The 21,255-nt window shown below is 63.2% G+C and carries 19 protein-coding genes; 6 read left to right on the top strand and 13 right to left on the bottom strand.

The genetic code is table 11. The annotated features are described in order from the left end of the window. Positions 1-2: 2 nt before the first annotated feature. The 11 genes from F2S13_RS23450 to F2S13_RS23400 form a co-directional block, all read right to left on the bottom strand. Entirely contained in the window at positions 3-1,151 is a 1,149-nt protein-coding gene (locus tag F2S13_RS23450; protein ID WP_166365329.1) for an acetyl-CoA C-acetyltransferase, read from the bottom strand. Positions 1,152-1,176: 25 nt separating this feature from the next. Then, entirely contained in the window at positions 1,177-2,232 is a 1,056-nt protein-coding gene (locus F2S13_RS23445) for an acyl-CoA dehydrogenase family protein (protein WP_166365327.1), read from the bottom strand. A 10-nt stretch (positions 2,233-2,242) separates the two neighbouring features. Further along, positions 2,243-3,409, bottom strand: coding sequence for an acyl-CoA dehydrogenase family protein (locus F2S13_RS23440; protein WP_166365325.1), 1,167 nt, complete (start codon positions 3,407-3,409; stop codon positions 2,243-2,245). 11 nt (positions 3,410-3,420) lie between these two features. After that, a complete protein-coding gene (locus F2S13_RS23435) occupies positions 3,421-4,176 on the bottom strand; it encodes an enoyl-CoA hydratase family protein (protein WP_166365323.1) in 756 nt (251 codons plus the stop codon). 11 nt (positions 4,177-4,187) lie between these two features. Next, a complete protein-coding gene (locus F2S13_RS23430) occupies positions 4,188-5,255 on the bottom strand; it encodes an NAD(P)H-dependent flavin oxidoreductase (protein WP_166365321.1) in 1,068 nt (355 codons plus the stop codon). Further along, positions 5,252-6,130, bottom strand: a complete 879-nt coding sequence (locus F2S13_RS23425) for an enoyl-CoA hydratase (protein WP_166365319.1) — start codon at positions 6,128-6,130, stop codon at positions 5,252-5,254. The genes F2S13_RS23430 and F2S13_RS23425 overlap by 4 nt, the downstream gene beginning before the upstream one ends. Before the next feature lie 40 nt (positions 6,131-6,170). Further along, on the bottom strand, positions 6,171-6,974 hold the full coding sequence (locus tag F2S13_RS23420) for a CoA-transferase subunit beta (RefSeq protein ID WP_166365317.1): 804 nt from the start codon (positions 6,972-6,974) through the stop codon (positions 6,171-6,173). 12 nt (positions 6,975-6,986) lie between these two features. Then, positions 6,987-7,868 carry a CoA transferase subunit A gene (locus F2S13_RS23415; RefSeq protein ID WP_166365315.1) on the bottom strand — a complete coding sequence of 294 codons (882 nt, stop codon included), beginning with the start codon at positions 7,866-7,868 and terminating at the stop codon, positions 6,987-6,989. A gap of 11 nt (positions 7,869-7,879) precedes the next feature. Next, a complete protein-coding gene (locus F2S13_RS23410) occupies positions 7,880-8,779 on the bottom strand; it encodes a VOC family protein (protein ID WP_166365313.1) in 900 nt (299 codons plus the stop codon). 280 nt (positions 8,780-9,059) lie between these two features. After that, positions 9,060-10,187: an LLM class flavin-dependent oxidoreductase gene (locus F2S13_RS23405; protein WP_166365311.1), complete on the bottom strand. Its 1,128-nt coding sequence runs from the start codon at positions 10,185-10,187 to the stop codon at positions 9,060-9,062. Positions 10,188-10,351: 164 nt separating this feature from the next. Then, a complete protein-coding gene (locus F2S13_RS23400) occupies positions 10,352-11,536 on the bottom strand; it encodes a flavin-dependent monooxygenase (protein ID WP_166365309.1) in 1,185 nt (394 codons plus the stop codon). Positions 11,537-11,757: 221 nt separating this feature from the next. On the opposite strand from F2S13_RS23400, the gene F2S13_RS23395 reads away from it, so the two are divergent. The 5 genes from F2S13_RS23395 to F2S13_RS23375 all read left to right on the top strand — a co-directional run bounded on the left by F2S13_RS23395 (position 11,758) and on the right by F2S13_RS23375 (position 16,652). Continuing rightward, complete coding sequence (locus tag F2S13_RS23395; RefSeq protein WP_166365307.1) at positions 11,758-12,273, top strand: flavin reductase family protein; 516 nt, start codon at positions 11,758-11,760, stop codon at positions 12,271-12,273. 34 nt (positions 12,274-12,307) lie between these two features. Then, complete coding sequence (locus F2S13_RS23390) at positions 12,308-13,063, top strand: glucose 1-dehydrogenase (protein ID WP_166365305.1); 756 nt, start codon at positions 12,308-12,310, stop codon at positions 13,061-13,063. Between the two features lie 13 nt (positions 13,064-13,076). Continuing rightward, positions 13,077-14,168, top strand: coding sequence for a ferredoxin--NADP reductase (locus F2S13_RS23385; RefSeq protein WP_166365303.1), 1,092 nt, complete (start codon positions 13,077-13,079; stop codon positions 14,166-14,168). 102 nt (positions 14,169-14,270) lie between these two features. Beyond that, positions 14,271-15,017, top strand: a complete 747-nt coding sequence (locus tag F2S13_RS23380; protein ID WP_166365301.1) for an SDR family NAD(P)-dependent oxidoreductase — start codon at positions 14,271-14,273, stop codon at positions 15,015-15,017. Positions 15,018-15,086: 69 nt separating this feature from the next. After that, on the top strand, positions 15,087-16,652 hold the full coding sequence (locus tag F2S13_RS23375) for a FadD3 family acyl-CoA ligase (protein WP_166365299.1): 1,566 nt from the start codon (positions 15,087-15,089) through the stop codon (positions 16,650-16,652). A gap of 122 nt (positions 16,653-16,774) precedes the next feature. Here F2S13_RS23375 and F2S13_RS23370 read toward each other — a convergent pair whose 3' ends face one another. Together F2S13_RS23370 and F2S13_RS23365 are read right to left on the bottom strand one after the other, a co-directional pair. Then, positions 16,775-17,653: an SDR family NAD(P)-dependent oxidoreductase gene (locus F2S13_RS23370; RefSeq protein ID WP_166365297.1), complete on the bottom strand. Its 879-nt coding sequence runs from the start codon at positions 17,651-17,653 to the stop codon at positions 16,775-16,777. Beyond that, positions 17,650-19,392 (bottom strand): FAD-binding protein, encoded by a 1,743-nt coding sequence (locus tag F2S13_RS23365; protein WP_166365295.1) that lies wholly within the window; start codon positions 19,390-19,392, stop codon positions 17,650-17,652. The genes F2S13_RS23370 and F2S13_RS23365 overlap by 4 nt, the downstream gene beginning before the upstream one ends. A gap of 263 nt (positions 19,393-19,655) precedes the next feature. On the opposite strand from F2S13_RS23365, the gene F2S13_RS23360 reads away from it, so the two are divergent. Further along, a complete protein-coding gene (locus tag F2S13_RS23360) occupies positions 19,656-21,233 on the top strand; it encodes a DUF1302 domain-containing protein (RefSeq protein WP_166365293.1) in 1,578 nt (525 codons plus the stop codon). The last annotated feature ends 22 nt before the right edge of the window (positions 21,234-21,255 follow it).

Below are 21,255 nucleotides of genomic sequence, written 5' to 3'. Positions count from 1 at the left end.
GCTCACAAGCGCTCGATAATGGTGACGTTGGCCTGCCCGCCGCCTTCGCACATGGTCTGCAGGCCATAGCGGCCGCCACTGCGCTCCAGTTCATGGAGCAGGCTGCACATCAGCCGGGTACCGGTGGCACCCAGCGGATGGCCGAGGGCGATAGCCCCGCCATTGACGTTGGTCTGTTCGTGCGGATAGCCGGTTTCCTTGAGCCAGGCCATGGCCACCGAGGCAAAGGCTTCGTTGATCTCTACCCGGTCGATGTCCGCAAGCTTCATGCCCGCACGCTTGAGCGCATAGGCCGTGGCCGGGATCGGTGCGGTGAGCATCCAGATCGGGTCTTCGGCGCGCACGCTCAGGTGATGGATGCGCGCACGCGGCGTCAGCCCGTAGCGCTTGAGCGCCGCTTCAGACACGATCAGCATGGCGCTGGCGGCATCGCAGGTCTGGCTGGAAACGGCAGCGGTGACCCGGTCACAGCCGAACAGGAACTCGAGTTCGGCCATTTTCGCCAGGCTGGTCTGGCGCGGCGTTTCATCGTGCTCGACACCGGCCAGGGGCACGATCTCGCGCGCGAAGCGACCTTGTTCGATAGCACGCAGGGCACGCTGGTGAGATTCCAGTGAGTAGACTTCCAGATCGCTGCGCGACAGGTCCCACTTTTCCGCAATCATCTGCGCCGAGCGGAACTGCGTCGGCGGTTGCGCGCCATAGCGCTGGACCCAACCCTGAGAGCCCGTGAACGGATCGCTGAAACCCAGGGGTTCGGCGGCGGTCATGGCCGAGGAAATCGGGATCTGGGTCATGGTCTGCACGCCACCGGCGATCACCACGTCCTGGGTCCCGCTCATCACAGCCTGGGCCGCAAAGTGCACCGCCTGTTGGGACGAGCCGCACTGGCGATCGATGGTGGTGCCGGGCACCGCCTGCGACAGGCCGGCCGCCAGCCAACTGGTGCGGGCGATGTCGCCAGCCAGCGGGCCGATGGTGTCGACGCAACCGAAAATCACGTCATCGTAATCTTCATCGGGAATGCCGTTGCGCTCGACCAGGGCACGCAGTACGTGCGCCCCCAGGTCAGCGGCGTGAATCTGGCTCAGGCCGCCCTTGCGCCGCCCGGTGGGCGTGCGCAGGGCGTCGACAATGTAAGCTTCAGGCATGGTTTACCTCGGGAAAGTGTTTGAGTCAGAACGTCGAACCGGCGCCGAGGGCCGTCTGGCCTTCGAACAGCGCGGCGCGGATGCGCCCCTTGTGCCGGCCGCGATCGCCCCAGGCCTTGTCCAGGGCCCAGGCGCGCTTCATGAACAGGTGCAGATCGACTTCCCAGGTGTATCCCATGGCACCGTGAGCCTGGATGGCGTTCCTGGCCGCGAGCAATGCCGCTTCCGCGCTGGCCAGCTTGGCGTGGGACACCTGCACCGCCTGCTCTGCCAGGTTCCCGGCCACCGCATAAGCGGCGCGGTACAGCGGCCCCTTGGCGAATTCGATCTGCACCGCGACATTGGCCATCAGGTGCTTGACCGCCTGGAACGATCCAACCGGCTTGCCGAACTGCTTGCGCTCGAAGGTGTAATCCACCGCCAAGTCGACCATGCGTTTGGCCAGACCCAGCAACTGCGCGGCACTGCCGAGGGCGCCACGGTTGAAGGCACCGGCCCACAAGCGCCGGCCATGCTCGCCGGTGGCCACGCAGGTGGCGGCGGTTGGCGTCCACTGCACCTGGAACAGCTGACGGCTCGGGTCCACTGATTGATTGCGGGTCAACTGTACAGCGCTGCGCTCCACTGCATGCACCTCGTCACCGTGAGCCAACAACAGCAAATCGGCGACATGGGCATCGCTGACCAACGGATTGCCAGGTTCGGCAACCGCCAGGCGTGCACGGCCTTCGGCCACTCGCCCCAGCCAGTGCTGCTTGAACGTGTAATGGTCCTCTTCGAGCCCCGCCAGCATCGGCACGCCGATCAGCATGGTCTCGACCAGCGGCTCCGGCAGACCGGCATAACCGCACTCCTGGGCGAGCAGAATGAAGTCGAGCTCATTCATGCCCATGCCGCCGTCGTCTTCGGGGACGGTCATCGCGCTCAGGCCCAATTCCACCAACTGGCCCCACAGCGCATCACTGCGCCCGGTGTCACTGAGCCACATTTCGCGAATGCGCTCGGGGGTGACTTCGTTGATCAGGAAGCTGCGCACGTTGTCCTGGAACAGCAATTGGTCGCGGCTGAAACTAAAGTCCATGGTCTGTTCCTCAGGCGCGCGGCATGCCGAGCATGCGTTCGGCGATGATGTTGCGCTGGATCTCATTGGTGCCGGCATAGATCGGCCCGGCCTGGGCAAACAGGAAACCGTCGAGCCACTGGCCGACGTCGCCGGCAGCCGGCGCCTCGGGCAGCAACTCGCCCCGCAGGCCGAGAATGCTCAGGGCGGTGTCGTGCATGCGCTGGTCCAGTTCCGACCAGAAGATCTTGTTGGTCGACGACTCCGGCCCGATCTTGCTGCCCTTCACCAATTGCGAAGCGGTCATATAAGTGGCCAGGGTGTAGGCCTCGGCATCCAGCCAGGCACGCATGACGGCCTCGCCGATGGCTGGATCCTGGTCGGCCAACTCGCGGTTGTCCTGATACAGTTGCACCAGCCGGCGCGCGGTTTCCTGGAAGCGTGCCGGCGAACGCAGCAACAGCCCGCGCTCGAAACCGGCGGTGGACATCGCCACATGCCAGCCCATGCCTTCGCCACCCAGGGCGTTTTCGACAGGCACTTTCACGTCGTCGAAGAAAATCTCGGCAAAACCCGGCAGGCCGTTGAGCTGCGGAATAGGTCGAACCGTGATGCCGGGCGTGTCCAGCGGCAGCAGGATGAAGGTCAGGCCGTGATGGCGTTGCGAGTTCGGATCAGTACGGAAGATGCCGAACACCCAGTCGGCCCACACCGCACGGGTCGACCAGGTCTTCTGGCCATTGATCACATAGTGATCGCCCACCCGTTCGGCTTTGGAGCGGATGGCAGCCATATCGGAACCGGCACCCGGCTCCGACCAGCCCTGGGCCCAGATGTCGGCACCAGTGGCCATGCGCGGCAGGAAGCGTGCCTTCTGCGCCTCGGTGCCGTATTCCATCAAGGTCGGACCAAGCAGGAAGATGCCGTTCTGGTTGACCCGCGCTGGCGCACCGGCGCGGTAGTACTCTTCTTCGAAGATCAGCCATTCGATCAGGTCGCAGCCGCGCCCGCCGAGTTCGGTCGGCCAGGTGACCATGCCCCAACGTCCTTCGTTGAGCTTGGCTTCCCAGGCACGGTGTTCGGCAAAGCCGATTTCAGTGTCGAATGATTGCAGCGGTTGCGCCGGTACGTTGGCCGCCAGCCAGGCCCGCGCTTCAGCGCGGAAGGCCTGCTGGGCCGGGGTATAAGTCAGGTCCATGGGGGGTGCCTTCAGCCGTTGAAGTGGGCATCGCGTTTCTCGACGAACGAGTCGCGTGCTTCCTGAGAATCCAGCGAGCGGTAGGCTTCAAGCGTGAAGCCCTGCTCCCAGCGATATTTGTCTTCCAGATTGCCGTCTTCGATGCCAGTCAGGGCTTCCTTGGCCAGGGCGATCATGGCCGGGCTCTTGGCAGCGATCTTGTGGGCGATCTGCAGGGCGGCGTCGCGCAGTTCTTCGCGCTTGACCACACGCTCGACCGCGCCCAGGCGATAAGCCTCGGCGGCGTCGATCATCTCGCCGGTGAAATACATGTGGCGGACTTTCTGCACCGGGAACAGGCGCTGCAGGTGGGCTCCGCCGCCCATGGCGCCACGGTCCACCTCCGGCACACCGAAGCTTGCGCATTCGGAGGCGACGATGATGTCGGCGGCGCCACAGATGCCGATACCGCCACCCAGGACGAAACCGTGCACGGCGACGATCACCGGCTTCGGATTGCGGTGGATGGCCTTGAAGCTGTCGTAGTTGCCCTTGTTGACGGCGACGATCAGGTTGCCGTCGGCGGCCAGTTCCTTGATGTCGACCCCGGCACAGAAGCCACGGCCCTCGGCGCGGATCACGATGACCCGCACGCTGGCATCGCGGCCCAGCGCTTCGATGCTGCTGGCGATATCGGCCCAGCCCTGGCAATTGAAGGCGTTGACCGGTGGGCGGTTGAACACCAGCTCCGCGACGCCGTTATCGATACTGATGCTGAATGGTTTCATGTCTTTCCCCTTTACGACACACGGCGGCACAGCTCGCCCAGGCGCGCTTCGGCGTCGCGGACGATCTGTTCAATCAATTCGGCGCAGCTGGGCAGGCTGTCGATGCTCGCGGCGATTTGCCCGGCCGGCAGTACCCCCTCTGCCGGGAGGCCGTCGACCATGGCCTTCTGAATCACCATCGGCGCGTTGGCGGCCATGATGCTTTGCGCGGCTGTCAGCTCACCGCTGCTGCGCATCTTCAGGGCACTGCCGAGCATTTGCGTGAGGCTCATGCCGCTGTGGCGGCGGTAGGCCAGGCCGCTCTTGAAGGCGAGCAGCAAGCGCTTGAGGCCGCCGCTGGCTTCCAGCTGGTTGAGTAATTCGTTGCGGATCATCCGTTGCGGCATGCCGTCGATGGCGCGGCTGATGATGATCGCCGCCGGATCCTTGACCGCCAGGTAGCGCGCCAATGTGGCCGATGGCACCGGGCTGTCGGCGCACATCAAAAAGCGCGTGCCCATGGCAATGCCTTCGGCGCCAAAGGCCAGGGCCGAGACCAGGCCATTGCCGTCCTTGAAGCCACCAGCTGCGACCACCGGCACCGACACCGACTTGACCACTTGATCGAGCAGCAGCGACGTCGGCACCGAACCGGTATGGCCACCGCCTTCGCCCCCTTGCACGGTCACCGCATCGGCGCCCATTTCCACGGCTTTCTGCGCATGCTTGAGCGCGCCGACAGTAGGGATGCAGACCACCCCGGCATCCTTGAGCCGCGCGATCATCTGCTTGCCGGGCGAGCGGCTGTAGCTGACCGCCCGGACTTTATGCCGCAGAACCATTTCGACGATGTCGCCGGCATTGGCCTGGTACATGTGGAAGTTGACGCCGAAGGGTCGATCCGTCAGGCGCTTGGTTTCCAGGATCGCCGCTTCCATCCGCTGCGGCTCGATGGTCGCCCCGGCGAGAAAGCCGAAGCCACCGGCATTGCCCGTGGCCGCCACCAGCTTCGGATCGGCGACCCAGCCCATGGCCGTCTGGATGATCGGGTAGCGACAGCCCAGCAGTTCAGTCAGCCGTGTATTGAGTGAGACCGTCATGCTTTTGCCTCGCCCGGCGTACGTTGCGAACTGGCCATGGCCTTGGCGTCGTAACCGCCGAGGCGGTCGCCGGACACCAGCTCGTTGTGGGCATGGGCGAAGTGGTGCAGGCCGAACACCATGTCCATGGTCGCGCGCTTGCCCATCAAGTCTTCGGCGTTGTTCACCGCCTGCTTGCTGAGCTGCAGGCCAAGGCGCGGCATTTGTGCGATGCGCCCGGCGATCGATAGGGTTTCCTGCTCCAGCGCATCGCGTGGCACGACGCGGTTGAGCATGCCCATCTGATACGCCCGAGGTGCCGGCATGCGCTCGCCGAGGAAGAGAAACTCCTTGGCGATGCGCGGGTTCAGTTCATGCACGTGGGCGAAGTATTCGACACCGGGGATCCCCATGCGCACCACCGGGTCGGCGAAGTAGGCGTCCTCACTGGCGATGATCAGGTCGCAGACCCAGGCCAGCATCAAGCCACCGGCGATGCAGGCGCCCTGGACCATGGCGATGGTCGGCTTGGGCATGTCCCGCCAGCGGCGGCACATGCCCAGGTAGACTTCCTGCTCACGGGCATAGAGAAACTCGCCGCCGGGTTTGTTGACGTGGTCGTACCAGAGGCTGGCGCGGTCGAACGACTGATTGACGTCGCGGCCCGGCGTGCCGATGTCGTGACCTGCGGAGAAGTGCCGACCGGCGCCACGCAGCACGATGACCTTGACCTCGTCGTCGTCACAGGCGCGGCGAAAGGCCGCGTCCAGCGCGTAGGTCATCCGCGAGTTCTGCGCGTTGTGGTAGCCGGGGCGGTTCATGGTAACGAGGGCAACCTCGCCACGCACTTCGTAAAGCACCACCTCGGCTTCTTCGTTATTGTTCTGCTCACTCATCGGTTGTTTCTCCGGCAAGGCGGGACTGCCCGGGCGACCGTCAGCGCAGGTTGCGCTGGCCCGGTGGGTTGTCTTTGAGTTGGCTGGCGCGCACGTTGTGCGGGTCCAGGCGCTGGATCAGTTGCAATTGCGCTTCGCTGGGCGCTGCCGTGGTCGGGCAGTCCTGCGCTACGTGCAAGGCGAAACCGGTGTTGTCCTGGACCTCGGCAACCGTGACGCCCGGGTGCAGCGAGCGAATCCGCATCTGCCGGTCAGGACCCTGGAAATCCAGCACGCAGAGGTCGGTGACGATCAGGCGGATATCGATCTCGTCCAACGACCAGCCACGCGCCAGGCGCGCCGGGTTGTAGCCGACCGAGGCAACCATATCGACCTCGCCTTCGACGAAGACCCGGCGGTTATGGCTGGGCACGAAAAAGGAGTTGGCATGGCTGATCGAGTTGCCGGGAAAGCCGCGTACGCCGAGCATCTGCGCCTTGGGCTTGGCGTAGTCACCGATGCAGGAGATGTTGGCCTGGCCGAAGCGGTCGATCTGGGTCGGGCCGACCAGGGCATGGCGCTTGCCGCCCCAGACGTTGTCGAAGATCCGCGAGAAGCCCATCCAGCTGTCGCACTTGGGCTGATAGCCATTGCGCGCACCGACTGGCACCGGTTCGGCGACCATGTAGGCTTCGGAATCGGTCATCAGCAATTGCGGGTTGCTGCTGAGCATGCTCAGCGAAGCGGCCAGGCGCGGGATCACCCCGATGCCGGTGGCGAGCACTTCACCATCGTCGCGCCAGGCCTCGGAGGCGGCGCAGATCATCAGTTCGGCGAGGCTGTAAGTCGTTGCAGGCGTCGTCATATCAAAACTCGCTTAGAAAACCGGCAGGGGAAGCTGGCGGATGGCAACCAGGCCGCCGACTTTTTCCAGGTACTGTTCATGCGTGCAGTCGACGTATTGTTCGACGTAGGCTTGCCAGCCGTCCGGCGCCTGGGCCGAAGCGTTGTAGGCCTTGAAGTGCGGCACATCGAAGCCATACAGCGGCGCGCAGGAAGACGGATGCGCACCGCCCGGCACGTGGGCGATGCCAGTGGTCAGGTTGCGCTCCCAGTACACCTGGCGCGCACGCTCGGGAGCACTGTGGAAATAGTCACTGTCGACCAGTTCGTCGCAGGTCACGTAGCTGCGCTCGGCAGCCCGAACGAACAGGTCATCCATGTAATGGTCGGGACCGGTGATCTGGCAGACCCCGCGCACATCGGCACGGTCGACGTGGATCAAGGCGGCGTCGAGCTTGAGCGCCGGCATGGCCACCCAGTCCTTGCCGTCGGCGTAGGGCGAGGCGATCAGCTTGATCTGCGGGTTGTGGCGCAATACATCGGTGCCAAGTCCCACGGCAGTGGGAATGAACGGCACGTTCATGGCGGCAGCCCGCAGGCCCAGCAGGAGCATGCCTTCGTCGATTTCCACGACCTCAATGGCCGCTTCCTGGCGAGCCTTGCGGAAATAGGGTTCGAGCGGGATGAAGTCCAGAGACACGAAGGCGAAGACCAGTTTCTTCACCTTGCCGGCCGCACAGAGCATGCCGACGTCCGCACCGCCGTAGGCAACGACAGTGAGGTCCTTCAGATCCGAGCGCAGAATCTCGCGGATCAGGGCCATGGGCTTGCGCCGCGGGCCCCAACCGCCGATGCCGATGGTCATGCCATCGCGCAATTGGCCGACCATCTCGGCCGTGGTCATTCGCTTGTCCATACTCATCATCCTCATTGGCGACCGACGCTGAAGTCGTGACCCCAGTGGCTCACCACAGTGCTTTCGAAGGGGGTGTGCTGGTTCCAGTCGACTACCAGGCCGTCACAGCCGTATTCCATGTCGAACCCGGACGGGGTCTTCATGTAGAAGGAAACCATCTGATCATTGGTGTGCTGGCCGAGGGTGGCCGACAGCTTCACGCCACTGGCGTGCATGCGGTCCAGCGCGCGGCCAACCTCGTCGAGGGCAGTGACCTCGACCATCATGTGCACGCAGCCGTGGGGCATCGGGCACTCGAAGATCGCCAGGGAATGGTGCCGACCGTTGTTGCAGTGCATGAAGTGAATGCTTTTTTCCGGTTCGGCCGGGTCGGGCGTGAATCGAACTTTCATCAGGTCGGACAGACCGAAGCCCAGCACCTGCTCGTAGAAGTCGCGGCAACGCTCGAAGCTCGGCGCCGGCAATACCACATGGCCCATGCCCAGTTCGTTGGTGACGAAGCCCTTGACCCCGACGGGCGAGACGAAGCGAGTGAAGTCCTGCTGCGGGCCCCAGAACAGTTCGTGGCGATTGCCATCCGGGTCGCTGAAGTGGGCCAGTTCCTGGACCTTGCGGATGCCGGCCTGCGCCTTGGTACCGCGCTCGACTTGCACATCGGCCTGTTGCAGATCGGCAATGGCCTGTTCGAAAGCCGCCTTGCCCGCCACTTCCCAACCGCAGGAACCGAAACCGTCGCGGTCACTCTTTTCCACCAGGATGCGGTAGGCGCGATCGTCCATTTTCAGGAACAGACGTTCTTCTTCGTCAGCGCCTGCGATGACCATCATGCCCAGCACCTGGCTGGCGTAGTGGCGCCATTGCGCCAGGTCGGTGGATAACAGGGTGACATAACCCAGACCACGGATATCCATGGATGCACTCCTCGCTTTGATCAGGCCGAGCCACCCCGTGACGAATGCCGGGGAGGCCTTATGGAGAGGGATTTAAGCGGGTTTGGGGAGGGGTAACATCGTCCGTTGGGACTAGCGGGAATGGGTGTTTGGGGGAATGAAAAAACGGGCCGTGAAGGCCCGTTTCCGCGAGCGCTTTGCGCTCGATCGCGGGCAAGCCCGCTCCCACAGAGATTTATGCCGGACGCAATATCTGTGGGAGCTGGCTTGCCAGCGATAAGGCCCAAAGGGCCTTCACTCATTATTTCTGCTGATTGCGGAAGTGAGGAATCACCTTCTCACCAATGTTCTTCAGCGTCTCCAACTGCGCCCACTGCGGAATGGTTCCCATCTGGCAGATGAACAGAATTTCGTCGGCACCGGCATCCACCAGACGCTGCACATAACCGATGCAATCCTCGACCGTGCCGTAGGCATGGTTGGGGTTCATCATGGCCATGGTCGGGTCGGAGAAGTCGACGCTGACCTCCTCGGAGGCGAAGCGCGACTTGATCACGGCCTGGCCATTGCCATCGACGAAGGTGTCGTCTTTCCACTTCTCCGGATCCGGACGCTCGCCACCGCCGTACCAGTAGCCCAGCGACTCCATGAAGTAGCGCTGGCCACGGATACCGATGCGGCGTGCTTCTGCGTTGTCATCAAGCACGATCGTCGGGCACAGAGCCGCGATGTGGCGGTTGGGACGGAAGCCAACCTGCTTCTTCTCGTCACGGTTGTCCCAGGCCTCGTGGTACACCTCGACTTTCTTGGCGATTTCTTCCGGGCCACCGAAGCCCAGCACCAGGGCGCCCATGCCACGACCACCGGCGTTCTTCAGCGATTCGGTGTTGGTGCAAGCCAGGTACATCGGCGGGTGCGGGTCCTGGTACGGCTTTGGATGGATCGGACGCAACGGGATCTGCACGAAGTCGCCGTGGTGCTCGATCTCGTCCTGCACGAACATTTTCGGGATCAGGTACATCATTTCGTCGATCTGCGGCTGCAGGGTCGCCAGGTCGTAGCCGAAAGTACCGGCTTCCTGCTGGGTGCCGCCCTTGCCGACGCCGAAATGCACACGGCCCTTGGACAGCAAGTCGAGGGTGGCGATGCGCTCGGCAACTTTGACTGGGTGGTTCATGGCAGGCGGCAGGCAGACCACGCCGTGGCCGATGCCGATGCGCTCGGTCTTGCCAGCGACGAAGGCCAGTACGGTTTCCGGCGCGGACATGTGCGCGTAGTTGGTCAGCGCGGTGTGTTCCACGCACCAGAAGGTGTCGAAGCCAAGCTTGTCGGCCAGCACGGCCTGCTCGACGATTTCATCGAAAATCCGGCGGTCGCCTTCGCGGCTGGAGTCCACCGTCTGGGCTTCGTAAATCAATGAGAATTTCATAGTTGTTCCTTGCTCTGTATTGAATGCGCAGTCGGCGCTTGAGACCTACGCCTTGCCCCAATCCTCGGGGATCGCAGGGGCGCTCGAATCACGCAAACGGACTAGCCGGTTTTGGTAGCAGCGCCGCGTCAGGACGGCGCTGCCACCGATTCAACGGCGCTGCCTCAGAGGAAAAAGTCGCTGCTGTCCTGACCCATGCTCACGCCGCCCAGGTTCCAGGCGTACTTGGCTGGGTTGTTGGCCACGTGGGCGCGACCGGTATGGATGTCGCGGAAGGCGCGGTTGATGGCGTGGCTACGGTAAATGGTCGAGGCGCCGCTGTTGAACATCAGGTCGGCGGCTGCCTTGGCGCACTTGTCGACGACCAGCGACGAGTCGTATCGCATCTTCACCCGCTCCGGCATGCTCAACTGCTCGCCGCTTTGTGCGCGCTGCAGCATAAGGGCGAAATTGCGGTGCAATACGGTCTTGCACTCATCGACACAGACCATGGCGTTAGCCAGCGCGGTCTGCGCGGCCGGGTCCTGAAGCATCTTGCGACCATCGTTGACGCCGACACGGGCGCGGTTGTGCTCAACGAACTGATCGACCGCCCCTTGCAGGGCGCCAATGGCAGAAGACGACACCGCCCGCACGAAAATCTGGCCAAACGGCAGACGGAACAGCGGCGCGGTGTTCACCGCATTGCCCGGGCTGTTCTGCATGAAACCGTCCAGGGATCGGTGTGTGCGGTATTCGGGCACGAACGCGTTTTCGACCAGGATGTCGTGGGAGCCAGTGGCCTCCAGGCCCATCACGTTCCAGTTGTCGAGAATCTGGTAATCGCTGCGCGGTACCAGGAAGGTCCGGTAGTCTGGTGCACCTCCCGCCTCTGCTGGCGGCACCATCGCACCGAGAAACACCCATTCGCAATGCTTGCTGCCGGAGGAGAACCCCCAACGTCCGCTCAGCTTGAAGCCGCCTTCGACCCGCTCGACCTTGCCCACCGGCATATAGGAGGAGGAAATAAGCACGCTGGAGTCGTCACCCCAGACATCCTGGGCAGCGCGATCGTCGAACAGCGCCAACTGCCAGTTGTGGATTGCCACCACGCCGAGCACCCAGGCCGAGGACATGCAACCTTCAGCCAATGTCATCTGGACGTCGAAGAAATCCTTGGGCTCCAGTTCGTAGCCCTCCCAGCGCGACGGCTGGAGAATGCGGAAGAATCCGGCTTCCTGGAAGTCGCGAATAGTCTCGGGCGATAGCTGACCAAGCTGGGCGGCATGCGGGGCGCGTTCACGCAAGATCGGCACCAGCTCGCGGGCACGTTGGCTCAGACGCTGGCGAATCAGGTCCTGGTTGAGCATATTGTTGTTCTCCTCTGATCACCCCGTCCGCCGGGGCGCGCGTGCAGCGGGGGCGGCGCTCGCCTCCACCTCGGCATTCAAGCAATGCGCGCACGCGCCAACATCCCTCAAACGGACCATGCCGGCGCAGGTGTCAGTCGACTAGTCCCCTCGGACGATGTTGCCGATTGACGTCGTTGCAAGAATTCATCGCACTCCATGCACAACCAGAGGGCCGTGCGATGAATGACAACAATCTGAAAGCCGACATGCTCCAGGCCATGCGCCGCCTCGCCAAGTCGGTCACCATAATCAGCACCAGCAACGGCACCGAGCGGTTTGCCATGGCGGCCACGGCGGTCGACTCGTTGAGTACCGAGCCACCATCGCTGTTGATCTGCGTGAACAAGACTGCCTCGCCCCATGCCGCCCTTGAGGCCGGCGCGGATTTTTGCGTGAACATCCTCGGGCTCGAGCAACAGGACCTGGCCCACCTGTGCAGCGGCGCGATCAAGGGCGAAGCGCGCTTCGGCCGCGGTAACTGGCTGACCAGCGCCGAAGGAATTCCTTACCTGGGCGATGCCCAGTCGGCGATCCTCTGCCGTCAGGACGGTCAGTTCAGCTACGGCACCCACACCGTCTTCATCGGTCGCATCCTGCAGATCCACACCAGCGCCACCATCACCCCGCTGGTTTATCTCGACGGTCACTACACCACCACCGCAGCTCCCGCCCCTTCCCTCGCCGCAGCAGGCTGACCGGGTTTCAAATCGCACGATCAGGAGAACAACAATGCAACGTGTAGAAGGTAAGGTTTGTATCGTCACCGGCGCCGCCAGCGGCATCGGTCGCGAAGACGCCCTGCTGCTGGCCCGCGAAGGCGCCAAGGTGGTCATCACCGACCTCAATGAAGAGGCCGGTCGCCAGGTGGCCGCCGAAATCGGCAGCAACGCCCTGTTCATCCGCCATGACATTGCCAGCGAAAGCGATTGGCAACAGGTGATCAAGACCACGGTGCAGCACTTCGGCCGTCTCGATGTACTGGTCAACAACGCCGCCATCCTGGCGCTCGGCAGCATCGAAGACACCACCCTGGAGCTGTGGCAGAAGGTGCAGAAGATCAACGGCGACGGCTACTTCCTTGGCTGCAAGTACGCCATCGAAGCCATGAAGGAAACCGGCGGCGGCTCGATCATCAACATGTCCTCGGTCGCAGCACTGGGCGCCATGCCGATGTTCTGTGCCTATTCCGCTTCCAAGGGTGCGGTGGCAGCGATGACCCGTTCCATTGCCCTGCATTGCAAGCAGAAGGGTTATCGCATCCGCTGCAACAGCGTGCACCCGGACGGCGTCAACACGCCAATGACCCAGGCCCTGGCCGGCGGCCAGCCGATCCCTCAGGAAGTGCTGGACCAGGACCCGATGAACCGCATGTGCGCGCCGTTGGATATCGCCAACGTGGTGCTGTTCCTTGCCGCCGATGAGTCGCGTTTCGTCAACGGCGCCGAAATTCGCGTCGATAACGCGCAACTGATCAGCGGCATCTGAGGTAGAGGTGAGTATGGGCACGCAACAGCTGAACCTGAACCCCACCGAACAATCGGCGAGCGGCAGCTACCGCCTGCAAGTCTGCGCGGTGATCGATGAGACCGCCGATGCCCGCTCGCTGGTGTTTGACGTTCCAGAGTCTCTGCGCGAACGGTTCCGCTACAAGCCGGGACAGTTCTTGAGCTTTCGCGTGCCTTGCGCCGGCAAGCTGTTGACCCGCTGTTATTCCATGGCCAGCTCGCCAGTGTGCGATGCCCGGCCCAAGGTGACGATCAAGCGCGTCGATGGCGGTCGCGTTTCAAACTGGATGAACCAGCAGGTGCAGGTCGGCGACTGGCTGGAAGTGCTGCCGCCGGCGGGGCATTTTCATCTGGACGAGCGTCAGGCGGACAACGAGCGACCACTGGTGCTGTTCGGAGGTGGTTCAGGGATCACTCCCGTTTTCTCCATTCTCAAGTCGTCGCTGCAAACCAGCGCGCGACCGATCAAGCTCATCTATGCCAATCGCGACGAAGCCTCGGTAATTTTCCGCGATGAACTGCGCCAGCTCGCCAAGGCCAATCCGGAACGTCTGGAAGTGGTGCATATCCTGGATTCGGTGCAAGGGTTCCTGACCGATGCACAGGTGCGCCAACTGGTTCGCGGCCATAGTGCCGGCGACTATTTCATTTGCGGCCCCGGCCCATTCATGGATACCGTGGAGAGCACGCTGCTTGCCTTGGGCGAGGCAGCCGTACGTATCCATGTGGAGCGTTTCGTATCCCCGCCGGACCCCGACGAGGTGCTGGCTCAAGAGGCACTGGCCCGCGCTGCCGCGGCCGACTCGGCGTGCGAAGCGTTGATCGTCGAGCTTGATGGCCAACGGCACGAGATCGCCTGTCGTCCCGGCGATACCCTCCTGCAAAGCTGCAAGGCCGCTGGCCTGGAAGTGCCTTTTTCCTGCGAAGAAGGATTCTGCGGCGCCTGCATGTGCACCATCCAGGAGGGCGAAACCCAATTGGCGCGCAATGACGTACTCAGCGCCAAGGAGCTGGCCGAGGGCTGGACCCTGGCCTGCCAGAGCCGACCGACCGGCGCCCGGGTGCGGCTGAAGTTCCCGGACTGAACGCCCTTCGGCCAATAGTCTCAACGGACGATCACCCAAGCCCTACCTGCGGTTAGACTCGGCAGCAGGTACATGGCCCACAACAACAAAAGAGGTTCAGTTATGGCTCGTTTGCAGAACAAGGTCGCGGTCGTCACGGGTGGTGCGTCGGGTATCGGCCTGGCTTGCGTACGCCGTTTCGTCGCTGAAGGTGCGCAGGTTGTGGGGCTGGACATCGGCAATGCACCAGCGGATTTCCCCGGCCTGTTCATGACCCTGGACGTGCGCGATGAAGCGCAGGTCCAGCAGGTGATGACCGAAGTCATCAGCCGCTTTGGTCGCATCGACGTACTGGTCAACGCCGCCGGCGTCGCCGACCAGGGCAGCGTCACCCAGACCACCACCGCCAACTGGCAGCGGGTGCTGGATATCAACCTGACCGGCAGCATGCTCACCAGCAAGTACGTATTGGCCCAGATGGAGTCCCAGCGCAGCGGCTCGATCATCAATATCGGCTCGATCTTCGGCCTGCAGGGCTGCGATGGCAACGTCGCCTATAACGTCTCCAAAGGTGGGATCAATCAACTGACCCGCTCCATGGCCATCGACTACGGCTACGCCAACATCCGTGTCAACGGCCTGTGCCCGGGTTTGATCGAAACGCCGATGACCACCATGGTGCGCGAACAGGAAGCCTTCCACGCCTTCTTCGCTTCGCAACACATGCTCAACCGCTCCGGGCAACCGGAAGAGGTGGCCAACGTCGCACTGTTCCTGGCCTCGGACGAGTCTTCTTTCGTCAGCGGGCAAATGATTGCGGTCGATGGCGGCTTCTCCGCCGGTCGCCGCTTCGCCCCGCCCGCCGCTTAAGCGTGCACCCCGCCGGGTGCCCTGCCCGGCCTGTTTCCTTCCGTATTCATCCTCTGCTGAGGAGGCACCATGCCGCCCGTCGAAAACGCTCTGACCATCGCACAACTCTTCGTCAACGCAGCCCAGGCCTATGGCGACAGCCTGGCCATCGACGACGCGGGGCGACGGATCAGCTACCGCCAACTCGACCAACTGCGCCAGCAAGGCGCCCGTGCCCTGCTGGCGCTGAACGTGCAGGCCGGAGACCGGGTGGCCGTCTGGGCGCCGAACATCTGGGAATGGATCGTCGCCGCCGGCGCCTTGCAGAGTGTCGGCGCCGCCCTGGTGCCGCTCAACACGCGGATGAAGGGCGCCGAGGCGGGCTACATCTTGCGCGAGAGTTCTACCTGCGTGCTGTTTGCCATCGGTGATTTCCTGGGCACCAATTACCCGGGCATGCTGGCCGCCGAAGACCTGCCGGACCTGCGCCATATCATCAGCCTGCGCGGCAACGGACCGGGCACCCTGGCCTGGGACGACTTTCTCGCCCTTGCCGCCGAGGTTCCCGAAACGGCATTGCAATCCCGCGAGCAGACCGTAGGGCCGCAAGCATTGTCCGACCTGCTGTTCACCTCGGGCACCACCGGCAAACCCAAGGGCGTGATGACCCAGCACGGGCAAAACCTGCGCATCGTGCGGGACTGGAGTGAAGTGGTCGGCCTGCGTGAAGGCGATCGCTACCTGATCGTCAATCCGTTCTTCCACTCCTTCGGCTACAAGGCTGGCTGGCTGGCCGCGCTGATGCGTGGCTGCACCATCGTGCCGCAGCAGGTATTCGATGTGCAGGCGGTGCTGGAATGCGTGCAGCGCGAGCGCATCACCGTGTTGCCCGGGCCACCGACTCTCTATCAATCGCTGCTCGCCCATCCGCAACGCGGCGATTACGACCTGTCCTCACTGCGCGTGGCCGTGACCGGCGCGGCGGCGATTCCCGTGGAAATGGTCTGGCGCATGCGCGACGAGCTGGGCTTTGCCACCATCGTCACCGCTTATGGCCTCACCGAAGTCTGCGGTTTTGCCACGATCTGCCGCCCCGGCGACTCTCCGGAGCGGGTCGCCACCACCAGTGGCCGTGCGATGCCAGGCGTCGAGATCCGCTGCGTGAGCAGCACCGGTCACACCCAACCGGCCAACGTACCCGGCGAAGTGCTGATACGCGGCTACAACCTGATGCAGGGTTACCTCAACAACCCGCAAGCCAGCCAGGAGCTTCTCGATGCCGAGGGCTGGCTGCATACCGGCGACATCGGCGTGCTCGACGAAGACGGCTACCTGCGCATCACCGATCGCCTCAAGGACATGTTCATCACGGGTGGTTTCAACGTCTACCCGGCGGAGATCGAGCAATGCCTGCTGCACTACCCGGGCGTAGCCCAGGCGGCGGTGATCGGCATTCCCGATGAGCGCATGGGCGAGGTGGCCATGGCCTTCCTGCTGCCGGCACCGGGCCAGGTGATCGACACGGCGCAGTTCATTGCCTGGTGTCGGGAGCAGATGGCCAACTATAAAGTGCCGCGCAGGGTGCAGGTGCTGGAGGCCATGCCGCTGAATGCGGCGGGGAAGGTGACCAAGAATGCGTTGCGGGAGATGGTGTAGATTTTTGCGGCCTTGAGGGCCCTATCGCTGGCAAGCCAGCTCCCACAGGGTCCCAGGTTGTTCACACATGATATGGCAAGCCTAGCCCCTTGTGGGAGCTGGCTTGCCAGCGATGAGGCCCTTCAGACCACCCGAGCAGGATGTTGTTGGCGCGGATCCCCCAACATCGCCCGATGCGAAGGCGGCTGACGCCCTTCGGCCTCACTGATCCCATACCCCGGCGCGATCTCGGCAGTGATCAACGTCTGCCCGGAATACTTCATCAACTCCGGATCATTGAGCAACGCATGAATCACCCGCCCATTGAACTCCGGCGTCTCCGCCTGTGCCAGAAAAGCCTTGTACTGCTCGCCATGCTGCTCGCCGGCGATACGCGTGCGCTCGGTCAGTTGCGGGCCGAGCCAGAGTGACAGCGCGGCCACGTCATGGTTTTCGAAATCGATGGCCATATCCGCTGCCAGCTTGTCGCAACCAGCCTTCTGCGCGCCATAGGCCGGCCCGTGCATGTAGCAACCGGCACCGAACGACGAAGTGAAACACACCAGTGCGCGCTCACTACGCAGCAACAGTGGCGCGGCATGGTAGCTGGCGACGTAGGCCGAACGCAGGCCGACATCGATGATCCGCACCAGGTCCAGGGGCTTTTCCCAGAACGGTCCCGGCTCGATCAATCGGTCGTGGATAAAGGCTGCATTGTTCACCAGCAAATCCAGGTGCCCGCACTCGCGCTCGACCTGGGCGAACAGCGCCTGCACCTGGGCATCGTCGCCATGGTCACAGACCACGGCGATGCCGCGGCCACCGGCAGCGGTAATGGCCGCTGCCGTTTCTTCCAGCGAACCATTGAGGGGGCGCCCATACAAGTTGGAACCTCCTTGCGCCGGGGCGCGCCCGGTGACGTAGACCGTCATGCCGGCGGCGCCGAGCGCCAGGGCGATACCCTGGCCGACACCCCGGCTGGCACCGGTAACAACAGCAACCTGACTGCGTTCTGTACTCATCTTCCACTCCTGGACATGGCCAGGGCCTGTTGGCTCTGGCACTGGTGCTTGATGTGATTGGCGGCCCGGTAGCCGAATGTCATCGCCGGGCCGATGGTGGAACCCGCGCCGGGGTAGGTACGCCCCATCATCGAGGCCGCGCTGTTGCCGATCGCATACAGACCGTCGATCGGCTGCCCGTCTTCATGCAGTACACGGGCGTGCACATCCGTCAGCAGCCCGCCTTTGGTACCGATGTCACCGGCATCGATGCGAACCGCGTAGAACGGCCCCTTGAGCAGCGGCGCCAGGCACGGGTTGGGCTGTACATTGGGGTCGCCGTAATAGCGATCGAACAGCGAATCACCCTTGTGAAAATCTTTATCGATGCCCTGCACCGCCATGCCGTTGAATCGCTGCACAGTGCGTGACAGTCCGGCGGCATCCACACCGATTTTTGCCGCCAGCGCCGACAGGCTGGAGGCTTTATGGAAGTACTTGCGCAGGTGCTTGGGCAGTTGCCAATCACGCTGGGCATAGCCCGGCAGCAACGCGCCACAGGGATATTTGTGACGGAACGTGGCGTCAAAGATCATCCAGCACGGCACGCTTACCGCACCCTCACGGTTGTTGGCGTACATCGCGTAAACGATATCGGTGTAGGGCGCGGCTTCGTTGACGAAGCGCTCGCCGGCGGAGTTGACCAGGATGCAGCCAGGCAAGGTCCGCTCGACAAACAAGGCACGCTGTTTTTCCTCGCCCTGCACATGGGTCGTGGGTGCCCACCAGCTGTGGCTCATCAGCGCCGTGCGCGCACCGATGGCCTGGCCTGCCCGTATGCCGTCGCCGGTATTGTTCGGCGGCGTTGCACTCCAGCCGGCCTGCGAGGGTTGCGGATGGTATTGCGCGCGCATCGCCTGGTTACGCTCGAATCCGCCGGCGGCGACGATCACGCCGTGACGCGCCTTGATGTTGAATGTTTGCCCGTCGCGGCAGACGCGCGCACCACCGACCCGATCACCGATGATGATCAGCTCCTGCAGCGAACAGTTGAGCCAGAGCGGCAGCCCGCGGTCGAGCAAGGAACAGCGCAGCGCGCCGATCAAGGCATTGCCCAGGGTCAGGAACCGATCGCGGCGCGACAGTTTTCGCCCTTCACGGTCACTCCAGTAACGCCACATCACTCGCAGGGTCAGCCCCAGCCAGCCCTTGCCACGGCAGAGCAGGACTTGCGCCTCTTTCATGGTCATCGCCATGCGCCCCATCATCAGGGTACCGGGTGATGGCGCACGCATGCGCAGGAACTCTTCGCCCAGGGCAGCGGCATTGAAGGGCTGTGGGTCCATGGAGCGATAGCCCGGTTTGCCGCCCGCCACTTCAGGGTAGTAATCGGCATATCGGGGTTGCGCTTCAAAGCGCGCACGGGTGTGTTTTTCAAGGTACTCGACCATCTCGCGGCCATGCTCGACATAGGCTTCGATACGCCCGTCATCGATCTCGCCATGGGTCACGGCCTTGATGTAGGCAATCGCCTCCTCGGCCGAGTCGCTGCCGCCAAGGGCGCTGATACGGTGGTTATTGGGTATCCAGATACCACCACCCGACACGGCTGAAGTGCCGCCATATTCGGCGCTCTTTTCTATCACCAGTGCATTGAGACCAAGATCGTGGGCGCGCAGTGCAGCGGTCATCCCGCCCGCCCCCGAGCCGATCACCAACACATCGCAGCATTCATCCCATTTGATCTCGGCATCGTTCATGCGATCACCTCCCCCGGCGGCCCAACTGACAAGAAGCCGCTACCGGCGCAAGGCCGGGTGCGGTCGTTCTCGTGATTGTTCGCCGCGCCTGCCTGGGTGGTCATCGTCCAATGGGACTAAGACGCCGCCGCGCATCCCTCACAAATATCGCTTAGTCCGCTTGGACGATGTTACGCCTGAAGGGTGACTCCATAGTCGCCCCAGCTTCACTTCTCAACCCTGAACTGCAGGTCGGGCTGGCCTGACCGCGGCATGAGGACGACATGATAAAAACAACAATCGCCCCACAACCACTTAACACTTGCGTACGTATGGCCATGCTGTTGCTCGCTGGGGGACTGGGCAGCCAAGCGAATGCAATGACCTTTCAACCGAGCGATGACCTGAGCCTCGACTGGGATACCACGCTGACCTACAGCGCGGCCTGGCGTACCGAAGGTCGCGATAACAAGCTGGTTGCCAATGCCAACGGCAACGACGGTGACAACGCCTTCGACAAAGGCAGCATGATCAACAATCGCGCTGGCTTCATCACCGAAGCCAACCTGAAATGGCGTACCGACTACGGCATGTTCGTGCGGGCGACCGGCTTCTACGACAGCGTCTACGATCAGGGCAACGATAACGACACCGGCACCTCCAACTGCTTCGCCGGCGGCCATTGCTCGCGCCCGGATCGCTTCCCCCAGGCCACCATCGACCAGCACCGAGACGACGTGCGCCTGCTCGACGCCTACGTCTACGGCACCTGGGACCTGAGCGGGCACAGCCTCAACCTGCGTGCGGGCGACCAGGTGGTGAACTGGGGCGAAAGCCTGTTCTACCCCGGTATCTCTGCAGCACAGAGCCCGGTTGACGCCACCAAGTCGACCACCCCGGGCGTCGAGGTCAAGGAGATCCTGCTGCCGGTGGGCCAGGTGTTCGGCCAGTTCAGCCTGACCGACGCACTCAATGTGCAGGCCTACTATCAATACAAATGGGAAAAGACCGAAATCTTCGGCGTCGGCAGCTACTTCTCCACCACCGACTTCATCGACAGGGGCGGCTTCAACGATGCCACCGGCTTCGTCCAGCGCCTCAAGGACGACGAGCCAAGCGACAGCGGCCAGTACGGCGTGGCCTTCACCTATGCGGCCGAGTCGCTGAACAACACCGAGTTCGGCGTCTACTACTCGCGCTTCCACGACAAGACCCCGTCGCTGGACTTCCAGAGCGACCTGGGCCGCTACCGCGTGCGCTACTTCGACAACATCGACCTGTACGGCGCCAGCTTCTCGACCGTGCTGGGCGACACCAGCATCGCCGGTGAAGTCAGCTACCGCGACGGCACCCCGGTGATGGTCGACAACGGCTTCTCCAGCCCGGTACGTGGCGAGACCCTGCAAGCGCAGACCTCGCTGATCCATGTGGTCGGCCCTACTGCCTTTGCCGACAACACCACCCTGGTCGGCGAGCTCGTCTACAACACCGTGCTCAACAACGACAAGTCTGCGCCGGTGACCCTGGCGCCAGGCTTTACCCTGCCCGGCACCGACAGCCTGGTCTACGACCGCGATGCCTGGGGTTACACCGTGCAGGCGACCTTCGATTACAACAACGTGTTCAGCGGCTGGGACATGTCGGTCCCGGTCACCTACAGCACCGCCGCGCAGCACGACAGTGCCATGGTCGGTTCGATCAACGCAGGCCAGGGCGATGACCGCGCGAGCATCGGCAGCTCGTGGCGCTACCTCGGCAACTTCACCGTGGAGGCCCGTTACAACGCTTACCTTGGCAACGCCAACAATGCCCCCCTGGCTGACCGCGACAACGTCGCCCTCAACTTCAAATACCGGTTCTGAAGCCCCTGATGGAGGAGCACAG

Origin of the sequence: Pseudomonas akapageensis (assembly GCF_011355085.1) — a bacterium.
Taxonomy (GTDB): Bacteria; Pseudomonadota; Gammaproteobacteria; order Pseudomonadales; family Pseudomonadaceae; genus Aquipseudomonas; species Aquipseudomonas akapageensis.
This window is presented reverse-complemented; position numbering and strand designations above follow the sequence as displayed.